The sequence below is a fragment of the Streptococcus sp. oral taxon 061 genome (genome assembly GCF_964211575.1).
GTDB lineage: Bacteria > Bacillota > Bacilli > Lactobacillales > Streptococcaceae > Streptococcus.
On record NZ_CAXOQQ010000006.1, the window covers coordinates 54938 to 73072 of the forward strand.

At 43.0% G+C, this 18135-nt stretch carries 20 protein-coding genes; 9 read left to right on the forward strand and 11 right to left on the reverse strand.

Features of this window, described 5'->3' with window-relative positions:
* The first annotated feature begins 63 nt into the window (after positions 1-63).
* The 4 genes from dapD to AB8E63_RS05785 all read left to right on the forward strand — a co-directional run bounded on the left by dapD (position 64) and on the right by AB8E63_RS05785 (position 3155).
* Positions 64-762, forward strand: a complete 699-nt coding sequence (dapD, locus tag AB8E63_RS05770; RefSeq protein WP_368910372.1) for a 2,3,4,5-tetrahydropyridine-2,6-dicarboxylate N-acetyltransferase — start codon at positions 64-66, stop codon at positions 760-762.
* 61 nt (positions 763-823) lie between these two features.
* On the forward strand, positions 824-1954 hold the full coding sequence (locus AB8E63_RS05775; protein WP_368910373.1) for an N-acetyldiaminopimelate deacetylase: 1131 nt from the start codon (positions 824-826) through the stop codon (positions 1952-1954).
* A 3-nt stretch (positions 1955-1957) separates the two neighbouring features.
* Positions 1958-2497, forward strand: coding sequence for a 5-formyltetrahydrofolate cyclo-ligase (locus AB8E63_RS05780; RefSeq protein ID WP_368910374.1), 540 nt, complete (start codon positions 1958-1960; stop codon positions 2495-2497).
* Positions 2481-3155: a rhomboid family intramembrane serine protease gene (locus AB8E63_RS05785; RefSeq protein ID WP_368910375.1), complete on the forward strand. Its 675-nt coding sequence runs from the start codon at positions 2481-2483 to the stop codon at positions 3153-3155. The genes AB8E63_RS05780 and AB8E63_RS05785 overlap by 17 nt, the downstream gene beginning before the upstream one ends.
* A gap of 77 nt (positions 3156-3232) precedes the next feature.
* Here AB8E63_RS05785 and AB8E63_RS05790 read toward each other — a convergent pair whose 3' ends face one another.
* The 5 genes from AB8E63_RS05790 to AB8E63_RS05810 all read right to left on the reverse strand — a co-directional run bounded on the left by AB8E63_RS05790 (position 3233) and on the right by AB8E63_RS05810 (position 9433).
* Positions 3233-4612, reverse strand: a complete 1380-nt coding sequence (locus AB8E63_RS05790) for a glycoside hydrolase family 1 protein (RefSeq protein ID WP_368910376.1) — start codon at positions 4610-4612, stop codon at positions 3233-3235.
* Positions 4613-4720: 108 nt separating this feature from the next.
* Complete coding sequence (locus AB8E63_RS05795) at positions 4721-6574, reverse strand: proline--tRNA ligase (RefSeq protein WP_368910377.1); 1854 nt, start codon at positions 6572-6574, stop codon at positions 4721-4723.
* 16 nt (positions 6575-6590) lie between these two features.
* Complete coding sequence (rseP, locus tag AB8E63_RS05800; protein ID WP_368910378.1) at positions 6591-7847, reverse strand: RIP metalloprotease RseP; 1257 nt, start codon at positions 7845-7847, stop codon at positions 6591-6593.
* Between the two features lie 21 nt (positions 7848-7868).
* On the reverse strand, positions 7869-8672 hold the full coding sequence (locus AB8E63_RS05805) for a phosphatidate cytidylyltransferase (RefSeq protein ID WP_368910379.1): 804 nt from the start codon (positions 8670-8672) through the stop codon (positions 7869-7871).
* 8 nt (positions 8673-8680) lie between these two features.
* Complete coding sequence (locus tag AB8E63_RS05810; RefSeq protein ID WP_368910380.1) at positions 8681-9433, reverse strand: isoprenyl transferase; 753 nt, start codon at positions 9431-9433, stop codon at positions 8681-8683.
* Positions 9434-9646: 213 nt separating this feature from the next.
* Here AB8E63_RS05810 and AB8E63_RS05815 point away from each other — a divergent pair, with 213 nt between their 5' ends.
* The 5 genes from AB8E63_RS05815 (at position 9647) to AB8E63_RS05835 (ending at position 14237) form a co-directional block, all read left to right on the forward strand.
* Positions 9647-10042, forward strand: a complete 396-nt coding sequence (locus AB8E63_RS05815) for a helix-hairpin-helix domain-containing protein (protein ID WP_368910381.1) — start codon at positions 9647-9649, stop codon at positions 10040-10042.
* A 360-nt stretch (positions 10043-10402) separates the two neighbouring features.
* Positions 10403-10963 carry a GNAT family N-acetyltransferase gene (locus AB8E63_RS05820; RefSeq protein ID WP_368910382.1) on the forward strand — a complete coding sequence of 187 codons (561 nt, stop codon included), beginning with the start codon at positions 10403-10405 and terminating at the stop codon, positions 10961-10963.
* A 62-nt stretch (positions 10964-11025) separates the two neighbouring features.
* On the forward strand, positions 11026-11391 hold the full coding sequence (locus AB8E63_RS05825; RefSeq protein WP_045613811.1) for a hypothetical protein: 366 nt from the start codon (positions 11026-11028) through the stop codon (positions 11389-11391).
* Position 11392: 1 nt separating this feature from the next.
* Complete coding sequence (locus AB8E63_RS05830; RefSeq protein WP_045613813.1) at positions 11393-11572, forward strand: hypothetical protein; 180 nt, start codon at positions 11393-11395, stop codon at positions 11570-11572.
* 13 nt (positions 11573-11585) lie between these two features.
* Entirely contained in the window at positions 11586-14237 is a 2652-nt protein-coding gene (locus tag AB8E63_RS05835) for a valine--tRNA ligase (protein ID WP_368910383.1), read from the forward strand.
* Between the two features lie 55 nt (positions 14238-14292).
* Here AB8E63_RS05835 and AB8E63_RS05840 read toward each other — a convergent pair whose 3' ends face one another.
* The 6 genes from AB8E63_RS05840 to AB8E63_RS05865 are packed head-to-tail and all read right to left on the reverse strand — an operon-like array spanning position 14293 to position 17982.
* Positions 14293-14892 carry a response regulator transcription factor gene (locus AB8E63_RS05840; RefSeq protein WP_368910384.1) on the reverse strand — a complete coding sequence of 200 codons (600 nt, stop codon included), beginning with the start codon at positions 14890-14892 and terminating at the stop codon, positions 14293-14295.
* Positions 14893-15990: a sensor histidine kinase gene (locus AB8E63_RS05845; RefSeq protein WP_368910385.1), complete on the reverse strand. Its 1098-nt coding sequence runs from the start codon at positions 15988-15990 to the stop codon at positions 14893-14895.
* On the reverse strand, positions 15990-16727 hold the full coding sequence (locus tag AB8E63_RS05850) for an ABC transporter permease (protein ID WP_368910386.1): 738 nt from the start codon (positions 16725-16727) through the stop codon (positions 15990-15992). The genes AB8E63_RS05845 and AB8E63_RS05850 overlap by 1 nt, the downstream gene beginning before the upstream one ends.
* A 1-nt stretch (position 16728) precedes the next feature.
* Positions 16729-17613: an ABC transporter ATP-binding protein gene (locus tag AB8E63_RS05855; protein WP_368910387.1), complete on the reverse strand. Its 885-nt coding sequence runs from the start codon at positions 17611-17613 to the stop codon at positions 16729-16731.
* Positions 17600-17794 (reverse strand): hypothetical protein, encoded by a 195-nt coding sequence (locus tag AB8E63_RS05860; RefSeq protein WP_006154913.1) that lies wholly within the window; start codon positions 17792-17794, stop codon positions 17600-17602. The genes AB8E63_RS05855 and AB8E63_RS05860 overlap by 14 nt, the downstream gene beginning before the upstream one ends.
* Positions 17791-17982 (reverse strand): hypothetical protein, encoded by a 192-nt coding sequence (locus tag AB8E63_RS05865; RefSeq protein WP_368910388.1) that lies wholly within the window; start codon positions 17980-17982, stop codon positions 17791-17793. The genes AB8E63_RS05860 and AB8E63_RS05865 overlap by 4 nt, the downstream gene beginning before the upstream one ends.
* Between the last annotated feature and the right edge of the window lie 153 nt (positions 17983-18135).

Genomic DNA, 18135 nt, shown 5'->3' on the forward strand with positions numbered 1-18135 from the left:
GGCTTCAATTTTGAAGCCTTTTTTGGTAGAATAGTAAGCATTACAAAGAGTGAGGAGACATCTATGACTGCTACAAAAATGAATGCACAAGAAATTATCCAATTTATCGCAAATGCTGAGAAAAAGACAAGTGTAAAAGTGACCTTTGAGGGGCAACTTGCCGGAGATATTCCTGCTTCTGTTACCAAACTTGGAAATGTTCTTTTTGGAGACTGGAAAGATATCGCTCCTCTTCTTGAAGGACTTACAGAAAACAAGGACTATGTTGTTGAGCAAGACGCTCGCAACTCAGCTGTACCTCTCCTTGATAAACGCGACATCAATGCTCGTATCGAACCAGGCGCTATCATCCGTGACCAGGTTGAGATTGGCGACAACGCTGTTATCATGATGGGAGCTGTTATCAATATCGGTGCTGAAATCGGTGCTGGCACTATGATTGACATGGGTGCTATTCTAGGCGGACGTGCTATTGTCGGTAAAAATAGTCACGTGGGTGCGGGAGCTGTTCTTGCAGGTGTTATCGAACCAGCTAGTGCAGAGCCTGTCCGTGTCGGTGATAATGTACTCATCGGTGCTAACGCTGTGGTTATCGAAGGTGTTCAAATCGGTAGCGGATCTGTTGTTGCAGCAGGTGCCATCGTCACTCAAGATGTTCCAGAAAATGTTGTGGTGGCAGGTGTTCCGGCTCGTATCATCAAAGAAATTGATAGCCAAACCCAACAAAAAACAGCGCTAGAAGATGCGCTTCGTACCTTGTAATTAGTAACAGAGGCGGAACCCTTTCCAGCCTCTTTATCGTATCAATAGAAGGAAATTAGATATGTTAGATTTGATTCAAACTCGACGCGATCTTCACCAAATTCCTGAGATTGGTTTAGAAGAATTCAAGACTCAAGCTTATTTGCTAAGTGTCATTGAGAAATTAACAGCTGGCAAGGATTTTGTTCAAATTCGGACCTGGCGAACAGGCATTTTAGTTTACTTGCAGGGAAGTCAGCCAGAACGTACCATTGGTTGGCGGACAGATATCGATGGACTCCCAATCGTTGAACAAACAGGCCTTCCTTTTGCCTCTCAACATCCAGACCGCATGCATGCTTGTGGACACGATTTTCATATGACCATTGCCCTTGGAAGTCTCGAACGTGCTCTGGAAAACCAACCAAAAAACAATCTCCTCTTTCTCTTCCAACCTGCCGAGGAAAACGAAGCCGGCGGTATGCTCATGTATGAAGATGATGCCTTTGGCGACTGGTTGCCTGACCAATTCTATGGGCTTCATGTTCGTCCAGACCTAAAGGTTGGTCAGATTGCGACCAATACCCATACACTCTTTGCAGGTACTTGCGAAGTCAAGATTCGCTTTCAGGGTAAAGGGGGACACGCTGCCTTTCCACATGAAGCAAACGATGCTCTGGTTGCAGCTAGCTATTTTGTCACTCAAGTTCAGTCGGTTGTCAGTCGTAATGTAGACCCTATCGAGGGAGCTGTCGTCACTTTTGGTGTTTTTCAAGCTGGTACAACCAATAATGTCATCGCTGATACAGCCTTCTTACATGGAACCATTCGAGCTCTTACACATAGCATGAGTCTCTTGGTTCAAAAACGTGTCAAAGCCATCGCTGAAGGTGTGGCTGCTGCTTTTGATATGGAAGTGGAAGTTGAACTCAAGCAGGGAGGTTACCTACCTGTCGAAAACAACCCTGAATTAGCCCAGGAATTAATGACCTTTTTTGATGAAAAAGAGGGCATTGAACTAATCGACATTGAACCTGCCATGACAGGGGAGGACTTTGGTTATCTTCTATCAAAGATTCCTGGAGTCATGTTCTGGCTTGGAATTGATAGTCCCTATGCTCTTCACCATCCACAGATGAGTCCTAAGGAAGAAGCTCTGGCTGTCGGTGTCGAGGCTGTATCAAGCTTTTTAGCAAAGAAAGCTGCGGAGTAAACAATGAAAAAAGCCCTACGCAAGCAGGTCTTGCAAGAACTCAAATCTCTATCCAAAGAAGAAAAGGAAGTCATGGACGCTTGGTTGACTGAGCAACTACTTCTACATCCCTTCTACAAGGAAGCAAAAACCATCGCCACTTACCTGTCTTTTCCTCATGAATTTCAGACAGCTAGACTCATTGAACAGGCTCAAAAAGATGGGAAAACACTCCTCATTCCCAAAACCTATCCACATGGAAAAATGGACTTTGTTCTATATGAACCAGAGAAACTCGAAAGAAATTCTTTTGGACTTCTTGAACCTCAAGGAGACTTCACAATCCTTGAACCCTCTCAAATTGACCTGATTCATGTTCCTGGTTTGGCTTTCAATCCTTCAAGATATAGGGTTGGCTACGGTGGTGGCTACTACGACCGCTACTTGGAGCATTTCCCAGGTCATACTATTAGTACGCTTTATCCTTGTCAGATTCAGAACTTCCATCCTGATCTACACGATATTCCCGTTAAGGAGGTAATTATCTATGAAAGAGATTTTTGATCGTCGTTATCCCGTCACGAGCTTCTTTCTTCTCGTGACAACCCTGGTTTTTATCATCATGTTTCTAACCAGTGGTTTCAACTATACCAGCGCAGCCACCTTGTATAAATTCGGAGCTGTGTATCCCCCTGCTATCAAGGCCATGCCTGAACAAATCTGGCGCTTATTCTCCGCAACCTTTGTCCACATTGGCTTGGAGCATTTTTTAGTCAACATGCTATCCCTCTACTTTTTGGGGCGTCAGATGGAGGACATCTTTGGTTCCAAGCAGTTTTTCTTTATCTACCTCTTATCAGGTATGATGGGGAATCTCTTTGTCCTAGTTTTTAGCCCTGATGCCATTACCGCAGGTGCTTCAACTGCCCTCTACGGTATGTTTGCCTCAATTGTTGTTCTCCGATATGCTTCACGCAATCCCTATCTCCAACAGCTTGGTCAATCCTACCTCTCCCTCTTGGTCATCAACCTAGTAGGAAGTATTTTAATGCCTGGCATCAGCCTTGCTGGACATCTAGGTGGAGCTGTCGGGGGTGCATTACTGGCTATCGTCTTCCCAGTTCGAGGAGAACGAAAGATTTACAACCTAGGCCAACGTGCTCTAGCAACCCTAGCCTTTATTGCTTTATCAGCTCTACTACTTTTTATCGGACTATTCTAAGAACAAGAAAAACCATTGGAAACTCTCTCAGAGAGCTTTATTTCCAATGGTTTTTTTGAATCTATTTGAAAAGTAGCTTAAAATCCATTATTGTCACTGAGTTCTTTGAACCAGTGGCCTGATTTTTTCAAGCGACGTTCTTGTGTTTCTAAGTCAAGCTCGACCAAACCGTAGCGGTTTTTATAGCTGTTGAGCCATGACCAGCAATCGATAAAGGTCCAGATTAAGTAGCCTTTACAGTTAGCACCGTCTTCAATGGCGCGATGAAGTTCAGCCAGATGCCCTTTGACAAAGTCAATACGGTAATCATCCTGAATCATTCCATTCTCACGGAATTTATCCTCACCTTCAACACCCATCCCATTCTCGGTCAGCATCCACTCAATATTCCCATAGTTTTCCTTGATGTTTTGAGCAATGTCATAAATTCCTTGCTCGTAGATTTCCCAACCACGGTGCGGATTGATCTTACGACCAGGCATGACGTAAGGTTCATAGAAATGCTCTGGCAAGAGCGGGCTGTCAGGATGCTTAGCAAAACGTGGCGCCATGACACGCAAAGGCTGGTAGTAGTTGACTCCAAGGAAATCTACTGTGTGCTCACGAATAAGCTCCAACTCCTCAGCTGTAGAATCTGGCAGCAAATCATGCTCAGCTAAAATTTCCACTAATTCTTCTGGATAAGTTCCCAAGACAGATGGATCTAGGAAAGATTGAGCTTGGAATAGATCAGCAATGCGTGCAGCTTTGACATCGGCAGGATGCTGACTACGTGGATAGGCTGGTGTCAAGTTGAGGACAATCCCAATCTTAGAACCTGGCAATATTTCGTGACAAGCCTTCACCGCAAGAGTGCTGGCTAGCTGGGTATGGTAGGCAACCTTAACGGCTGCTTTGGCGTCCACCTTATGAGGGTAATGGGCATCATAGAAATAGCCAAACTCTACAGGAACGATAGGCTCATTGAAGGTAATCCACTGATCTACCAAGTCTCCATAAGTTTCAAAACAGAAACGCGCATAGTCTTCATAAGCCTTGATGGTCGCCTTATTTTCCCAACCATCGCCATCCTCTTGAAGGGCAAAAGGCAGATCAAAATGATAGAGATTGACTAAGAGACGAATGCCCTTGGCCTTAATAGCTTCAAAAACCTGACGGTAGAAAACTACACCTTGAGGATTGACTTCTCCACGACCCTGTGGGAAAATACGAGACCACTGGATAGAAGTTCGAAAGGCTGTATGCCCAGTTTCTAGCAAAAGTTCAATATCCTTTTCCCAGTTCTCATAGAAGGTCGATGTTTTGTCTGGTCCAATCCCATTATAGTAGCGATTTGGCTCTACTTGGTACCAATAATCCCAGAGATTATCTCCCTTGCCATCACCAGGTACTCGCCCTTCTGTCTGTGGCCCAGAAGTTGAGGAACCCCAGACAAAATCCTTTGGAAATTTTAGCATAGCACTACCTCTTTTTACGATTTTAATGTTTACTTTCTCTCATTATAAAGAAAAAACAAGGCAAAAACTAGTTACATTTTTGTCTTGTTTTTCTTCTGATTATAGATTTTATTTATTTGTTAGGATTTCAAGGGTTTCAAGCAAGCTATCTGCGTGAACTTCGATTGTATCTCCTGTCGCCTTGATCTTCACTTCTACAATCCCGTCAGCTGCTTTCTTCCCAACAGTGATACGAATTGGAAGACCGATCAAGTCGCTATCGCTAAATTTAACACCGACACGTTCGTTACGGTCATCCGTCAAGACTTCGTAGCCTTTATTTACCAAAGCTTCTTCGATACGATTTGTCAATGCAAGACTTGCTTCATCCTTGACATTAACTGGAATCAAGTGCACATCGAACGGTGCCAATTCTTTAGGGAAGTTGATGCCCCAAGCGTAACGGTATTCACCCTTTGGAGTTTTGTTAACAAAGAGGCGAGCATGTTGCTCCATAACTGCTGAAAGGAGACGACTAACACCGATACCGTAGCATCCCATGATGATTGGCACAGCACGGCCATTTTCATCCAAGACATCTGCTCCCATACTTGCTGAGTAACGAGTCCCGAGTTTAAAGATGTGACCAATCTCGATCCCACGCGCAAAGTTAAGAACACCTTGTCCGTCAGGAGAAATTTCACCTTCACGAACTTCACGGATATCCACATACTCAGCAGTGAAGTCACGACCTGGGTTTACACCAGTTAAGTGGTAACCATCTTCGTTGGCACCAACAACAGCATTACGGCTATCTTGTACCTTGCGGTCAGCGATAATCTTAACATTTTCTGGAAGATCTACTGGCCCAAGTGAACCAAAGTCCGCTCCTAATAATTCTTTCACTTCTGCCTCAGTTGCAGGTTCTAAGAAGTCTGCTCCAAGGTAGTTTTTCAATTTGACTTCATTGAGTTGGTCATTGCCAACGAGTAGGGCAACAACTGGCTCCTCGTCTGCGATATAAACCAAGGTCTTGATTGTTTGCTCTTCAGAGACATTCAAGAAAGCAGCAACTTCATCAATCGATTTGACACCTGGTGTTTCCACGCGAGCTACTTGATCTTCAGTCACAACACGGTTGCTTGGTTTGTAGGCGTTAGTTGCCATTTCCAAGTTAGCTGCATAGCTTGACTCACTTGAGTAGGCAATGGTATCTTCACCAGAAACCATCCATTTGAGCAATTCTGCCTTGATTTCTTTCTGTACATCTACAGGAATCTCATCAAATGATGCGACAGACTTGTCTAAAACAACCCAACGGTCAAGGTCTGTACGAGCAGGTGTGATGGCCATAAATTCTTGGCTATCCTTACCACCCATAGCTCCACCGTCACCGATGATGGCTTTGAAGTCCAAGCCACTACGGGTAAAGATACGCTCGTAAGCTGCCTTGTACTCATCATAGGTTACATCCAAGCTATCGTAGTTAGCGTGGAAGCTATAGCCGTCTTTCATGATGAACTCACGGGTCCGAAGAAGTCCATTACGTGGACGTTTTTCATCACGGTACTTAGGTTGGATTTGATACAAGTTCAGTGGTAACTGCTTGTATGACTTGACAGAATCACGGACAATCGCTGTGAAGGTTTCTTCGTGAGTTGGACCCAAGATAAAGTCAGACTTCTCACGATTTTTCAATTTGTACAAGTCCTCACCGTAGGTCTCATAACGTCCTGATTCACGCCAAAGGTCAGCACTGAGAAGGGCTGGAGCCAACATTTCAACAGCACCCATCTTGTCAAACTCTTGACGCATGATGTTCTTGGCTTTTTCAATAACACGGTTAGCAAGTGGTAGGTAAGAATAAACACCTGCTGATACTTGGCGAACATAACCAGCACGCAACATAAGGGCGTGGCTGATAACTTGAGCATCGCTTGGCATTTCGCGAAGCGTTGGAATAAGCATTTTACTTTGTTTCATATTTTTCCTCTAATTCTTAAAAGAAGGTACGCATGATGTCGTTCCAAGTCACGGCGATCATCAAGACAACCATAATCACAACTCCAACTAGAGTCACATAGGTTTCAATTTCTTGTTTTAGTGGTTTACGGCGAATAGCTTCGATGATGTTGAGCACGATTTTACCACCGTCTAGTGCCGGGATAGGAATCAAGTTGAAAATACCGATATTGATGGAAATCATAGCCAAGAAGAACAAAACATTCTCAAGACCATTTTTAGCAGCATCACTACTTGCCTTAAAGATAGCAACAGGTCCACCCAATTTATTCAAATCAGGCTGAAAAATCAAGCTCTTCAAGGCATTGAGAATACGCAAGGCTGAGTCAGCCGCACTAGTAAATCCACCTACAAACATAGACCAGATATCTGATTTGAGTCTCGGTTGAACCCCTAGAATATAGCGACCTTGGTTTTCCTCAGGGGTCACACTGACTTGCTTCTCAGTTCCATTTTCAGAGACTGTTACATCCAATACAGGTGCTGTTTTGTCTTTGGTCTCTGCTTCAACAGCCTGAATCAAATCTTGCCAGTTACTAATTTCGTGTGAACCGACTTTAGTGATTTGGGCCGTATTGTCAACACCGGCCTTAGCAATCGCGCTATCAGGGATGATGCTAAAGTTATTGCTTTGCGTATCACGAACGCCACCTTGCATGAAAATCAGAATCCAAAAGACGATAACTCCTAGAATAAAGTTATTCATAGGACCTGCAAAGTTGGTAATCAATTTACCCCAGACAGTCGCATTCTGATACTGAACATCTAGCGGAGCGATACGAACTTCCGTCCCATCAGCTTCCACAATCGTTGCATCATGGTCTACAGAGAAGGTCTTCTCCTCTTCCAAAACCAGACCTGTGATAAAGAGTTTGTCCTCAAAGTCAAACTGAGTGACTTGCATCGGAAGAGCCGTTTGGTCGACCTTCTTACCAGAAAGATTGATGCGCTTCACCTTGCCATCTTCAGCCAAAGTCAAACTAACAGGAGTTCCTGTCTTAATCTCTGTGGTATCCTCACCCCAACCTGCCATGCGGACATAACCACCAAGCGGTAGGAGACGAATCGTGTAAGCTGTCCCATCTTTCCCAATATGGGCAAAGATTTTTGGACCCATTCCGATGGCAAATTCACGAACCAGAATTCCAGACTTCTTAGCAAAGTAGAAATGGCCGAACTCGTGAACCACCACGATAATTCCAAAAACAAGGATAAAGGTTAATAATCCTAACATTTAATATCTCTTCACCTTTCCTTAAAATAAGCCAAAGAGGTGCATAATAGGGAAAACAGCCAACATAGAGTCAAAGCGATCCAGTACTCCACCATGGCCTGGGATAAAGAAGCCTGAATCCTTGACTCCAAAATGGCGTTTCATGGCACTCTCAATCAAGTCACCCAATTGCCCTGCAATACTAAAGAAAATAGCAAAGAGCATCATTTTGTAAATGCCATAAGGAAGGGCAACTGTATTATCCACTAACATAAAGATAAGAGTGACAAGCATGGCAGCTAAAATTCCACCAAAGGCTCCCTCGATGGATTTGTTCGGAGAGACTCTCGGAGCCAATCTTCTCTTACCGAAATTCATTCCGACCAAGTAAGCACCACTATCAGTGGCCCATACGATACAGAGGGCCAAGAGGGCTTTATCCAAACCTGCGATTCGAGCATCCACTAAAGCATTGAATCCAAAACCAACATAGAAACTCATGGCAATCGGGTATACAGCATCTTCAATGGTGTAATTCTTGCTAAAAACAGTGCAACCTAACATGATAAAAATCACAACACCATATGCGACAACATTCCCATCTACAGGTAAAAATGTCAAGTAGTTTTCTAGGGGGATTGTCAGTGCAAAAGTCGCTAATAAGGTTAGCAAACCCTCAGGGGTCATGGTGTTTAACCCTTTCATCTGAAGCAACTCATGAACCCCTAGCATGGCTAGAAGTCCCATAGCAATCTGTAACCAAAGCCCACCAATCACCAAGAGTGGGATAAAGATTGCTAATGCCAGAGCGGCAAATATGGTTCTCTTTAATAAATCCTTTTTCATAACTTTTCCTAAACTCCTCCAAATCGACGGTTGCGGCGATTATACTCTGCAATAGCCTCCTTCAAAGCTTGCTCGTCAAAATCTGGCCATAAGACATCTGTGAAATAAAGTTCACTATAAGCTGCTTGCCAAGGCAAGAAATTGCTCAAACGAAGCTCCCCACTAGTCCGGATAATTAAGTCCGGGTCGCGCAAGGTTTTCGGCAAATGCCCCGTAAAGAGATATTCCCCAATCAACTCTTCTGTAATATCGCCTGGATTCACCTTGGCATCCAAAACATCCTGCGCAATCAACTTGACTGCCTGTGTAATTTCAGCTCGTCCACCGTAATTAAGGGCAAAATTGAGAATCAAACCCGTATTCAACTTGGTCAACTCTTCTGCCTTTTTCAAAGCTTCAAAAGTCTGTTTAGGTAAACGATCCGTTTCCCCAATCATTTGAATCTTCATGTTCTTTTGGTGCAACTCAGGAACATACTTATCGTAAAATTCAACCGGAAGGTTCATGATAAACTTAACTTCCTGGTCTGGACGAGTCCAGTTTTCAGTCGAGAAAGCATAAACAGTCATAGCCTTGACACCCATATCACTAGCAGCAATGGCTACTGTTCTCAGAGCATCCATCCCAGCCTTATGACCAAAGACACGTGGCTGCATCCGTTTTTTGGCCCAACGACCATTGCCATCCATGATAACTCCGATATGCGCTGGTACCATCGCTGGTATTTCTGTTACTTTATCTTTTTTTAAAAATCCAAACATGATTGTATTCCTATTCAAAAATCTATCGTTTCATTATACCATATTTTTCGCTTTTCTTCTATCATATTCTCTTATTCTAAGGCGGAATTCCCTATAGAACTCCTATCTTTCTAAACTAACAAGCCTTGCATTTCACAGAGAAAGTTGGTACAATAAAACATAAAGATTTATCCTTGTTCAGTCACAAGGTTTTTTTATTGAAAGGATCTTATCATGTCAAAAAAACTCCAACGTAAAAAACAATTAAGAAATAGCCTTCGTCGTTCAGGTGTATTTTCAAATGCTGTAAACAAGGTTGTCGAAGAGACAAAAAAAGTCGTTAAACACGCAGAACATGCTGCAAATGAGGCTGGAAAAGTTGTCTCTAAGCAAGTAGAAAAAGCTGTAGAAACAACTAAAGAGCAAGCTCACAAGGTGACGACTTCTGTTGAAGATTTCGCAGCCAACCTAGGCGGACTTCCACTTGACCGTGCTAAAACTTTCTATGATGAAGGGATCAAGTCTGCTGCTGACTTCAAAAACTGGACAGAAAAAGAACTCCTTGCTTTGAAAGGAATCGGTCCAGCTACGATCAAGAAATTAAAAGAAAACGGCATCAAGTTCAAGTAATCTTTCTTGTTCCTTGCTTTTCCGTCAAAAACTTGTTAAAATAAAGCTATTAGAGGTGTTTTGAGTCCCACATTTTACAGAAAGTGGCGGTGCTGAGAAGTCCACAAATGTGTCAAAACTGGTTGCTAATGAGTTGAAATTAAAAATTGAATATAAATCTTTTTGCTTCCTTTTAGGACTAGGCAGCGAGTTGCAGGCTGTACTCAAGTACGGCAAGACGAGCTAACGACGCCATAAAAGAGAAACAAGAAGATTAGAGTTGCGGGCTCTGCCCGAAATTGGGTGGTACCGCGGATAAACACATTCGTCCCTGTCAGATTAATGACAGGGGCGATTTTTTGTAGAAAGTGAGGGAGGAAAATGACAAGAGCAGAGTTGCCAGAACGAATCGAAACCGAGCGACTTATCTTACGAGTCCGTACAGTGGCTGATGCCGAGGATATTCATGCCTACGCTAGTTTGCCAGAGGTTTCTTACCCAGCAGGTTTTCCACCCGTCAAGACCTTGGAAGATGAGATCTATTACCTGGAACAGATCCTTCCTGAACGCAATCAAAAGGACAATCTCCCAGCTGGCTACGGCATTGTGGTCAAAGGGACTGATAAAGTTATAGGATCTGTTGATTTCAACCATCGCCACGAAGACGATGTACTGGAGATTGGCTATACCTTGCACCCAGACTATTGGGGCCGAGGTTATGTACCAGAAGCAGCGCGTGCTTTGATTGACCTAGCTTTTAAAGAACTGGGTCTTCATAAGATTGAACTGACTTGCTTTGGGTATAACCTTCAAAGTCAACGAGTCGCAGAAAAACTTGGCTTTACCCTCGAAGCTCGCATAAGAGACCGTAAAGATGCCCAAGGCAACCGCTGTGACGATTTGAGATATGGCTTGCTGAAGAGTGAGTGGGAAGCTGAATAATTTAGTAGTGATAACAAAAAAATTGAGAGTATTAATAACATATAAAGTATTGAGGTATAAAAATGGAAAATGAAAGTTTAGATTTAATTATTAAGGAAGTAGAAAATCAACAGGAGAAAGAGTTAGTTCGTTTTGAATCAAACTTATCTGAAGGAATAAATAAGTATAAAGAAGTATTACCTGCTGATTTAATAACACCCCAGCTACAAGAAAAAATTGACAATGAAGTAAAATTACAATTAGTTGAATTTCAAAAAAGTATTGACTTAAAACCTAAAGCATTATACCATGCTTTAAAAGTGGAAGCTGAACTCAATCCAGATATTGAAAAAGATGAATTAAAGAAAAACGCTTATGATTTCTTGGAAAAAACAACAAAGAACAAATATCTGAAAAAAATTATTCGCGAGCTAAAAAAAGGAGTATAAAATGGCAAAAGTTGGGGATTTAGCTGTCAAAAGTGGAAAAGCTGTTATTAAATTTATGTTTGAATTGATAACAGATTATCTAAAAAGTGAAGAATTTAAAAAACAAATGAAAATCATGGTTGAAACTTTAGTAACTAAAATAGTTGAAAAAGTTATAGAAGAAAAGAATAGAAATAACTAGAAAGGACACACACATGTCTAAAGAACTTTCACCTAAATACAATCCAGCCGAGGTTGAGGCTGGTCGTTACCAAAAATGGCTTGATAAAGATGTTTTCAAGCCCTCAGGCGATAAAAAGGCGAAGCCTTATTCAATCGTGATTCCACCACCAAACGTAACTGGGAAACTTCACCTTGGTCACGCTTGGGATACAACTTTGCAAGATATCATTATCCGTCAAAAACGCATGCAAGGTTTTGACACCCTTTGGCTTCCAGGTATGGACCACGCTGGGATTGCGACTCAGGCTAAGGTTGAGGAGCGCTTGCGTGGTGAGGGCATTACGCGTTACGACCTGGGTCGTGAAAAATTCCTCGAAAAGGTTTGGGAATGGAAAGACGAATATGCCACTACTATCAAGGAACAATGGGGCAAGATGGGGCTCTCTGTAGAATACTCTCGTGAGCGTTTCACGCTTGACGAAGGCTTGTCGAAAGCGGTTCGCAAGGTCTTTGTGGACCTTTACAAGAAAGGCTGGATCTACCGTGGTGAGTTTATCATCAACTGGGACCCAGCAGCTCGCACAGCCCTTTCTGATATCGAGGTGATTCACAAGGATGTCGAAGGTGCCTTCTACCACATGAACTATATGCTGGAAGATGGCTCACGCGCCCTTGAAGTTGCGACAACTCGTCCAGAAACTATGTTTGGGGACGTTGCAGTTGCGGTCAATCCAGAAGACCCACGCTACAAGGACTTGATCGGTAAAAATGTCATCCTTCCAATCGCTAATAAATTGATTCCAATCGTTGGGGATGAACACGCAGATCCTGAGTTTGGTACTGGTGTCGTGAAAATCACTCCTGCCCATGATCCAAACGACTTCTTGGTTGGTCAACGCCATAACTTGCCACAAGTTAACGTCATGAACGATGACGGAACCATGAATGACTTGGCCTTCGAATTTGCAGGCATGGACCGTTTTGAAGCTCGTAAGGCAGTCGTTGCTAAGTTGGAAGAAATCGGTGCCCTCGTTAAAATCGAAAAACGTATCCACAGTGTCGGTCACTCAGAACGTACAGGTGTTGTGGTTGAGCCACGCTTGTCTACGCAATGGTTCGTCAAGATGGATCAATTGGCTAAAAATGCAATTGCCAACCAAGATACAGAGGACAAGGTAGAATTCTACCCACCTCGTTTCAACGATACCTTCCTTCAATGGATGGAAAATGTCCACGACTGGGTAATCTCACGTCAGCTCTGGTGGGGTCACCAAATCCCTGCTTGGTACAATACTGAGGGTGAAATGTATGTCGGTGAAGAAGCTCCAGAAGGTGACGGATGGACTCAGGACGAAGACGTCTTGGATACATGGTTCAGTTCTGCCCTTTGGCCATTCTCAACTATGGGCTGGCCTGATGTTGACTCAGAAGACTTCAAACGTTACTTCCCAACTTCAACCTTAGTAACAGGTTACGACATCATCTTCTTCTGGGTATCTCGCATGATTTTCCAATCATTAGAATTTACTGGCCGTCAGCCATTCCAAAACGTTCTGATCCACGGACTCATTCGTGATGAGCAAGGACGCAAGATGTCTAAATCTCTCGGTAACGGGATTGACCCAATGGATGTCATCGAGAAATACGGTGCCGATGCCCTTCGTTGGTTCCTTTCAAACGGTTCTGCACCAGGGCAAGACGTACGCTTCTCTTACGAGAAAATGGATGCTTCATGGAACTTCATTAACAAGATCTGGAACATCTCTCGCTACATCCTTATGAACAATGAAGGCTTGACCCTTGAGCAAGCAACTGCCAATGTCGAAAAAGTTGTTAACAAGGAAGCTGGAAACGTTACTGACCGCTGGATTCTACACAACCTCAATGAAACAATCGGAAAAGTCACTGAAAACTTTGACAAGTTTGAGTTTGGTGTGGCTGGACACATCCTCTACAACTTCATCTGGGATGAGTTTGCGGACTGGTACGTTGAGTTGACCAAAGAAGTCCTTTATAGCGATAATGAAGAAGAGAAAGTCATCACACGTTCTGTTCTCCTTTACACTTTGGACAAGATCCTTCGTCTCCTTCACCCAATCATGCCATTCGTGACAGAGGAAATCTTTGGACAAATCTCAGAAGGTTCTATCGTTACAGCAGAATACCCAACTGTCAACCCAGCCTTTGAAGACCTCGCTGCTCACACGGGTGTCGAAAGCCTCAAAGACTTGATCCGTGCAGTTCGTAATGCGCGTGCGGAAGTAAACGTTGCACCAAGCAAGCCAATCACCATCCTTGTGAAGACAAGCGATAGCGACTTGGAAGCCTTCTTTAACAGTAATGTCAACTACATCAAACGCTTCACAAATCCAGAACACTTGGAAATCGCATCAAACATCCCTGCACCTGAACTCGCTATGTCAAGCGTCATCACAGGAGCAGAAATCTACTTGCCACTGGCTGACCTCCTTAATGTCGAAGAAGAACTGGCTCGTCTCGACAAGGAACTGGCTAAATGGCAAAAAGAACTGGATATGGTCGGCAAGAAGCTCTCTAACGAACGCTTCGTAGCCAATGCTAAACCAGAAGTCGTCCAAAAAGAACGCGACAAACAAGCCGACTATCAAGCGAAATACGACGCGACCGTCGCACGTATTGATGAGATGAAGAAGTTGGTGAAATAAACATTAAAAAATCTCTTAGATTTATTTCTAAGAGATTTTTTCTTACTTCTCCCCCTCACAACCAGCCTTCTTCTTCGGCAGTTTTGGCTGCTTCGGTTCGGTTGCTAGCGCCTAGTTTGGAGAGGATATTGGTCATGTAATTACGAACTGTACCGTTTGAGAGATAGAGCTGGTCTGCAATTTCTTGGTTGGATAGGCCTTGGGCAACTCCGTGCAAAACAGCGACTTCTTGCTCAGTCAAGGGATTGGGATGGGTCATCATGACTTCCATCAGCTCTGGAGAATATTCCTTGCGTCCTTCTAGCACCGTATGCAGGGTTTGCATGAGCTCGGCGATGCTCCGCTCCTTCAAGACATAGGCGTCTACTCCTGCTTTGACAGCTCGTTCAAAATAGCCTGGGCGTTTAAAGGTCGTAACGATAACAACCTTGGTTTCAGGAATTTCTTGTTTGATCCATTCGAGAGCTTCTAGTCCTGTCTTGACTGGCATTTCAACGTCAAGGATGGCAATATCTACTGCTTCTTTCTCCAAAACCTCGATAGCCTCGGCTCCATTTTTCGCCTGCAAGACAGTCTCCACATCCAGTTGAAAGCTTAAGAGCTGGCACATGGCATCTCTAAGCATACTTTGATCTTCTGCGACTAATACTTTCATCTACTTTCTCTCCTTATAAGGCAGATGCACGCGCACCTCTGTTGGATTTTTCAAACTCACTAGTTCAACTTGACCAGAAAAGGCCGACACGCGATCTCGCACCGTGTGCAATTCATCCCCCGAAAAACTTACAAAGCCTTTCCCGTCATCTCTGACTGTTAGGAGCAATTCCTGATCTGTTCGTTCCAGTTTTAGGTAGGCTTTTTTAGCTCTGGCATGCTTGATGATATTGGTCGCAAGTTCTAGCAAAATCATAGCAGCCGTCGACTCCACATCCCGAGTCAAGCTTGCCTTGTCCAACTGATTGTCAACTTGAACCTCAATCCCAGCAATCTCAAGCATCTTCTTGACAGTCTCTAGCTCTGAAGCTAGGGTCCGTGATTTCAGATTTTCCACAATAGTCCGCACTTCATTCATGGAATCCTTGCTTATCTGGTGAATTTCTTTTAATTCCTTCTCCACCTGTGGATAAGCCTGCATTTGAAATAACTGCAAGGCTAGATCAGTTTTAACACTCAGCATAGCAAAGGTGTGTCCCAGACTATCATGCAAATCCTGACCGATACGACTGCGTTCATTTTCAGCAAGCAATAGATTTATCTGGGCATTTTGCTTGGCCTGAGCTTCTTTCAAATCCTCCACAATACGAATCCGAACCAAGCCAAAAGTCATTAAATCGATAAAAGTGAGAATTCCAAGTAGATAGACTAGAAACTCAACTTCAACTTCCTGAAAAATCAAAAGTTGCCCCACAACAAGGACTTGAGCAAGGAGAAAAGTTCGGACATGTAAAGAATTAAAACTACGTACGCCGAAATGATAAATTAAGAGATTGGCAAGGAAAAAGAAGAACCAGATATAATTTACACCAACAAAGGCAGTATAGCCAGCTACATAGGCTAGCATGATAACCCAACAGAGCCAGGATAAACGCTGACTCTTGGTGGTTAAAACACCTAAGTAAGCCAAGACAAATAGAATATCAATCAACAAATGCCAGCTAGGAAGCTCCCCAGTCACTACAGGAACGATGGGAAAAACCATAAAAATCAAACTGGCCCAATACATATAATCTATGCTTTTCAGTCTTACAAGCATTAAGCATTCTCCTTATGACCTTGAAGGTAAATGGTCAAACCAAACAAAACTGTTGAAAAAACAAGTAGATAAACTGTGGCTGATAAATTGATGCCACCCTCGTTTAAGAAGGTCTTGAGCAACTCCATCAACTGATAAGTTGGTAGGCACTTTCCGATTGCTTGCATCCAGTCTGGAAATAAAGAGATGGGCATCCAGAGTCCGCCTAAAACAGCCAAGCCTAGATAGAGAAGATTGCCCACGACTGACATCAACTGACTAGACGGCAAGAGTGTCAAGGTCAATCCAAGTGCTACAAAGGCAACACTTCCTACTATCAGCAAAAGCGCAGACCCAATCCAGTTTCCAAGAGACATATCCACACCTCTTACAAAATGCCCAACTGAGAAAACAACCAGAATTGAGACCAAATAATCAACCATCATACTTGTTATCTTTGATAGATAATATTCTACCATATTTACTGGAGTATGGCGTAATGTTTTCTGCCAGTTGTTGATCTTGTCGGTATGTAAGACAGCTGGAAATGAAAACATAGCTGTCGACATCATGGAAAAGGCTGTCATGGAGATCAGGTAGTCGCGCATAAAGTTGTCTGGTCCACCGGGTGTGTCCTGGTACATACCTGAAAAGAATAAATAGAAGGCTGTCGGCATCCCTACGGATAATAGATAATAGACTAATTGTCGTTTGGTCAATAGAAATTCTATCTTGTTTAGTGCGATCCATCGTTTCATCTTAGTCATCTCCCTTTTGTGTTTCTTCAAAGATTGTATCCAACAAGCTACGATTATTGACTTCAATTTCTTGAATCCTACATCCTGCTCGGACTAACAGTTTCCAGAAATCATTCGCTTCACGTGTAACTACTTGTAAAGCATCTTGTTTTTGTGACCAGTTTTCAACCAAGTTAGACTGCTCAATGACTTCCTTGTATGCTAGAGGAAGGATAAAGTGCTTCTCAATCTCCTCACTGCGCATGGCTAGAGGTGTTGTATCGCGAATCAACTCTCCCTTATTCAAGACCAAGATTCGGTCCGCTGTATGCTCTACCTCTTCGATATAATGGGACGAATAGAGAATGGTGACTCCTTGCGCTTTTAGGTCCTGAACAATTTCCCAAAAACGTTGACGAGTTGAAGTATCCATGGCTGCAGTAGGCTCATCCAAAAAGACTAGCTTTGGTCGGCCAATCAAGGTCAAGACAAAAGAAAAAAGACGCTTTTGCCCACCTGACAATTTTTCTGCCAATTGTTCTTTTTGTTGCTGGTCAAACTGTAATAGTTGATCGATTTCCTGATTGCTCAAGGGATTTGGATAAATACTTTGAAAGAAAGCAATCAACTCTTTGACCTTTAATTTCTGAACGATGACATTTTCTTGAGGGAGGTAGGATCTTGTGTAGTCCAACTTAGAGCTCGTCACTGGCAAGCCTTGGATGGATACTTGACCGCTTGTGACTAGTTTATCTCCAAGCAAACAGTCCAAGAGTGTGGTCTTCCCAGCACCATTGGGACCAATCAAGGCGACGCATTCACCTTCAGCTACCTCAAAGGAAATATCCTTCAAAATAGCCTTGCCCTTGATGTTTTTATTTAGGCTTTCTACCTTAATCATGTTCATGATATTCTCCTTTCAGCCACTCCTTTCCCATCGGAAAGGCGATAAAAATCATAAATCCTAATCCCCAGGCACCGCGAATAGCTTGGTGCAGGAAGGCTTGATCAAACCAACCTGTAAACATTTCTACCAACCATACCACTAGTGATAGTCCAATAAAAAGATAGAGAATCGCTTTTTTCATTTTTCAAACTCCTTTTTCACATCTGAGACTAATTTTAAACCTTCTAGGATCAACCAAGACATGATTCCAAAGCTTGCAAATAACTCCCAAGGAAAATGATAGAAGCCTTCATCCAATCCTGAAAACATGAGATAAGTCATGACTCCTGCTGCTACTAAACTCATTGCGACAATTACTTTATGTTTCATTATTTTCTTCCTCCATTTGATACATCTAGTATAATTCTTTGAAGGTAGAATCACTAGAAGCTTCTGTCATGAGGAAATATGACAAATGTCACAAAAAGTCTAATCGCTATGAGAATAGAATTCTCTGAAAATCAAAAAGAGGTCGGGAAAATC